Raw genomic sequence first — 4,295 nt, 5'->3', positions numbered from 1 at the left:
TTCCTTTATTTCCTCTTCTAAAAGGGTCATATTTTTAACCAATATCTGAGGCTCATTCAGAACCTTCGCTAACATTATACTTCCCTCAATCATGGCAATCATTTTTATAACAAAGTCAGCAGTATTATTTATTTTCAATTCGGATTTCTTAATTCCCTCCTCAACAATTTCCTCAATCGTTTTTCTCCAACTTTGTAGTGCCTTCACTACCTCCTCTTTTAATAGTTCATTTCCATCATCTGCATCAACGGCCGTATTAAGTATGGCACATCCACCATTCTCAAATACTTTTCGGTATTCTCTTTTATAAAAATCCAAAAAGACCAAAAGTTGTTCATCCGAACGGTCAACCTGCTCAAGTTTAAGGGCAATATCTTTGGTTAATTGCTTATAGTTGTATCTGAAAGCCTCAACCGCTACTTCATTTTTATCCTTAAAATTCCCATAAATACTACCTTTTGTAAGTCCTGTAGCATTTGTTAAATCTGATAGGTATGTCCCGATATACCCTTTCTTATTAAAGATAGTTGCCGTTTTTTCAATGATGAATTGCCGAGTTTTTTCTGATCTTACCATTCCTCAAATATACCGTACGGTATTTGCAATATCAAATGAAGTACATATTTTTTAGCGAACCTAAAAGTCCTAATACTTATAGCATTTCACTTATTCTTCCAGAAATAACCGCAAAAAATCCCTTTAAACATTGGATGAAATGTCTCCTGTTATTGTTGAAAAAGCAAGGAATTATAGCAGGAATGAGAAGTGCGAAGAACTTTCATCAAAATTTTTAATAACTGACTAACAGTAATTTATTTTTTAACCAGAAAATTCGCAAGTTATGAGTGAACAAGAGATGTTATCGGTCTATCATGAGCTGTTTGATGATGCAAAAAGAGAGGATATTGAGCATTTTAATAGTCATTTAGATGCAAATGTCAGGTGGCATGAACCCAAGGGAAGTCCCACTACCCAACAAACAGGACAGCAAGGAGAGTATCGCAGTCCAAAAGAAGTTAAAAAGCATATCAATAAATTTTTCAACCTTTTTAAATTAAAGGATGTAAGATTTAAGGAGGAGTTTGTAGTAGAAGGAAACAAGGTGATTAGTTTTGGCTCTACGGAATTAGAATCTAAAGAGACCCATAAGACAGGGAATATAGATTTTGCCTGTGAGTGTACTTTCAAAGGAGATAAAATCAATGATTTTCGAATGTATAGGGATACGGCCATTGAACAATCCCTTTTGAGGCAATAAATATTGAACGCAAGGAGTCCAAAACTAATAGTTCCGGACTCCTTTTGTATTGCTTTTATTCCTATCATTTAAGCAACAAAAAATCCTACAGATTTCAAGCTTTCAGGCAATACAAAAAGTATTGTCTGAAAAAACCTAAATGTATCTTTTTTTCCTATTCCTGGCTATTAACCTGGGCTTGCTCCAATAGGTCATATACCAAATTATGAATTCGAGGCCGAACATTAAGGGTGTAAATTTTTCGATTATTTCGAGTTGGATGCACCCTGTTAGATAAAAATATAAAAAGTAAACCATTGGCAGGGTCAGCCCAAACCAAAGTTCCAGTGTAACCCGAATGTCCGAAGCTCTGAGGACTGGCTTGTTTTGCCACACTACTTTTGGCTTCATCATAGACCAATAAAGGCTTATCGAAACCCATTCCCCTGCGGTTACCATCTTCAGGGTATTGACATTTGGTAAACTCCTTAATAGTGGAAGCTTTAAGGTATTGACGCCCCTCATAAACTCCACCATTTAGAAGCATTTGATAGACCTTAGCGAGGTCCCTGGCATTAGAAAATAAACCTGCATTTCCAGATATCCCTTTCATCATTGCAGCGCCTTCATCATGCACCACTCCTTGTAAGGTTTGCATTCGAAAAAATGTATCAACCTCCGTGGGAACAATTCTTTCCAAGGGGAAGTATTTCCCTGCATTAAAGCCCATGGTTTTCGCTCCCAAAGGCTGGTAAAACTCTTCCTGGAGAAACTCATCGAAAGGTTTTCCTGTAATTCTCTGAATTAAATCAGGATAAAGGTAAAACGATAAACCAGAATATACATACTCTTTTTTCTTCAATAATTTCGACCTCTTAATTATCTTATAAAGCTTCCTTTCAATAAAGTTTTTGTGCATATACAACCCTGATTCGGAAAGTTTAAAAGGATAATTTGCCGAAGAGTCGGAGGAAACCGTTCGTGCTTTGTATTTCCCATTTTTTCTCTTAGATTCTGACCAATAGGGAATCCAGGACTTTAACCTTCCCTGATGAGCAAGCACCTCTCTCATGATTAATTTTTTCTTATTTGACCTGGCGAGATTGGGAAAATAGGTGCCCATTAAAAGATCTGGATCAAAGTCTCCATTTTCATAAAGTTTCATAAGGGCAAGGGTAGCGGCAGTGGTCTTGGTAATGGAAGCCAAGTCGTAGAGGTCTGAATTTTTTACTTCAACCTGATGGTCATAGGTGTGATAGCCAAAAGATTGCTCATAGAAGATTTTACCATCTTTGGCCAATAAAATTTGACATCCCGGAAATGCTGTTGAATCCAGTGCCTCTCTAATAATGGAGTGAATACCACTTTCAAGGACCTGTCGATCAATTTCTAAAGATCCGGGATCCACTACCACAAGTTCATTCCCATGAAGTTTTTCAACTGATTCTAAAATTTCCGCAATATCTCCCCCTTGGTTTTGAGAAAATGCACCATTAACAAAAAGAAAAATCCCGAATAGAAAAAGCCAGGACAGCCTCCTAAAACCACAGCCAATAGGTTTGAAATCCAAAAACTTTTTTGACAAAAAATGGTGAAATAAAAGCAGCAGGTTTCGGCTGAAAAGAATCATAGTCCCGGTTTAAATCATCAGATAATAAAATTCAGGAAAGAGGAAGCTGGAATTACAATGCCTTGTAGAGTAAATTAGGCTCTATTAAAATTGGGTTTCATCTTTCACCTAACAAATTCGGAATTTTCCTTAATAATAGCTTGTGATTTGAGCTATTTTAAATTTTCATTTATTCTATTCTACTTAAAACCCCTAAGAATCGGGATAACGTTTAGGATATATAAAGTATTTTTTTGAATTAAAGTAAGAAGCTGAATCCCTGGTTAGGCTTGGGTGAAGATATTCTTTTTGTAACAAATGGCATTTGAAGTCCTGGTCTTGGTTGTTTTTTCATTCCTTAGTTTGCCGATACGAACTCAAAAACACCTCGAGCAGGCCCTCAAAAATTCCATTTCCTGTTTAACACAATATATAGACACACACTTCTTACATAGCTGGACAAGGAATATATTTCTGTCTTCGTCTGGTTTTCTTCCTGTTGGACTTACGGTGTTTAAAACGGTAAATCAAAGAAGCTTCATGCGCTCCCCCCGACGAAGATCCTAACTGAGAAATATTAAAATCGTAACTATAGGTAATTTCAAACTTTGGAAACTGAACCCCAAACAAAAAAATCAAAGCATCTTGATTATAAGCATCAATAGGGTTTTTAACCAAAGGAACTCCCCTATACCAAACTCCTGTCTTTATAGGCTCATAAGTAAATTGAAGCCCAATATCTAGTTGTCTAAAATCCCCCTGTTGTTTATAGATAAAGGTAGGTGAAAGGCTAGGAATATTCACTCCTTTCCGAAGCGTATAAATCAAAGGGATTTTGGCTCCTCCATGAATGGAGATTTTCATGTTAATTTCATTTACCATATCGAGCATAGAATAATTAGGAGTATTCATATGATAGATGGAGAAACCTCCCCAGAAAACCTTACTATAAACGACTAATCCTGAGGAAAAATCAAAGAATTGGGTACTATTAATATCCTGTATAGAGGGATCGATAGAAATAGGAACAGAGGATCCTCCAGAAATTTGATCGCCAAAAAAAAGTTTATTAACATCAAGGAAACGGTTGCCATAAGTAAACTGTAAACCAGAGGATACCACAATCGTTTTATTGATTTGTATGCGGTAAGAATAGGAAAAACTAAGTTGGGTATCATTGAGATTGGCAGAACCCGCTCGATCTGTGACTAGAAGCAGGCCAATTCCACTTCTAAGTTTTTGCAGGTTGTAATCGTAGGAAAGAGAGTAAGTATTGAAAGCCTGCGGCAATTGAGGCCATTGGTTCCTAAAATTAGTAATAATCCTATGGGCCTCTGCCGTTCCAGTGAAAGCAGGATTCAAGTAGAGTGGAGCCGCATAAAACTGCGAAAACTGGGGGTCTTGTGCCCTTACAGTTAGTGTACCTGCTCCAAACAGAATAAATAGGGC

At 36.8% G+C, this 4,295-nt stretch carries 4 protein-coding genes; 1 reads left to right on the top strand and 3 read right to left on the bottom strand.

Translation table 11 applies throughout. The features are described 5' to 3' along the window. Positions 1-576: TetR/AcrR family transcriptional regulator (locus E1171_RS06170; RefSeq protein ID WP_155205131.1), on the bottom strand; the 576-nt coding region annotated here is incomplete at its 3' end. A 265-nt stretch (positions 577-841) separates the two neighbouring features. Here E1171_RS06170 and E1171_RS06165 point away from each other — a divergent pair. Next, positions 842-1,258 carry a nuclear transport factor 2 family protein gene (locus tag E1171_RS06165; RefSeq protein ID WP_155205129.1) on the top strand — a complete coding sequence of 139 codons (417 nt, stop codon included), beginning with the start codon at positions 842-844 and terminating at the stop codon, positions 1,256-1,258. Positions 1,259-1,412: 154 nt separating this feature from the next. Here E1171_RS06165 and E1171_RS06160 read toward each other — a convergent pair whose 3' ends face one another. Further along, positions 1,413-2,867 (bottom strand): serine hydrolase domain-containing protein, encoded by a 1,455-nt coding sequence (locus tag E1171_RS06160; RefSeq protein ID WP_155205127.1) that lies wholly within the window; start codon positions 2,865-2,867, stop codon positions 1,413-1,415. 426 nt (positions 2,868-3,293) lie between these two features. Next, the coding region (locus E1171_RS06155) for a PorP/SprF family type IX secretion system membrane protein (protein ID WP_281347202.1) at positions 3,294-4,295 on the bottom strand (1,002 nt) is incomplete at its 5' end.

It is taken from the genome of Xanthovirga aplysinae, from assembly GCF_009711365.1.
In the GTDB taxonomy this organism is placed as follows: Bacteria; Bacteroidota; Bacteroidia; order Cytophagales; family Cyclobacteriaceae; genus Xanthovirga; species Xanthovirga aplysinae.
The sequence above is the reverse complement of the archived record's forward strand: the minus strand, read 5'-3'. Positions and strand labels throughout refer to the sequence as shown.

Bases quoted from the DNA above. Each gene is read 5' to 3' on its own strand.
- E1171_RS06165 (WP_155205129.1), top strand. From the start codon at position 842: ATGAGTGAACAAGAGATGTTATCGGTCTATCATGAGCTGTTTGATGAT.
- E1171_RS06160 (WP_155205127.1), bottom strand. From the start codon at position 2,867: ATGATTCTTTTCAGCCGAAACCTGCTGCTTTTATTTCACCATTTTTTG.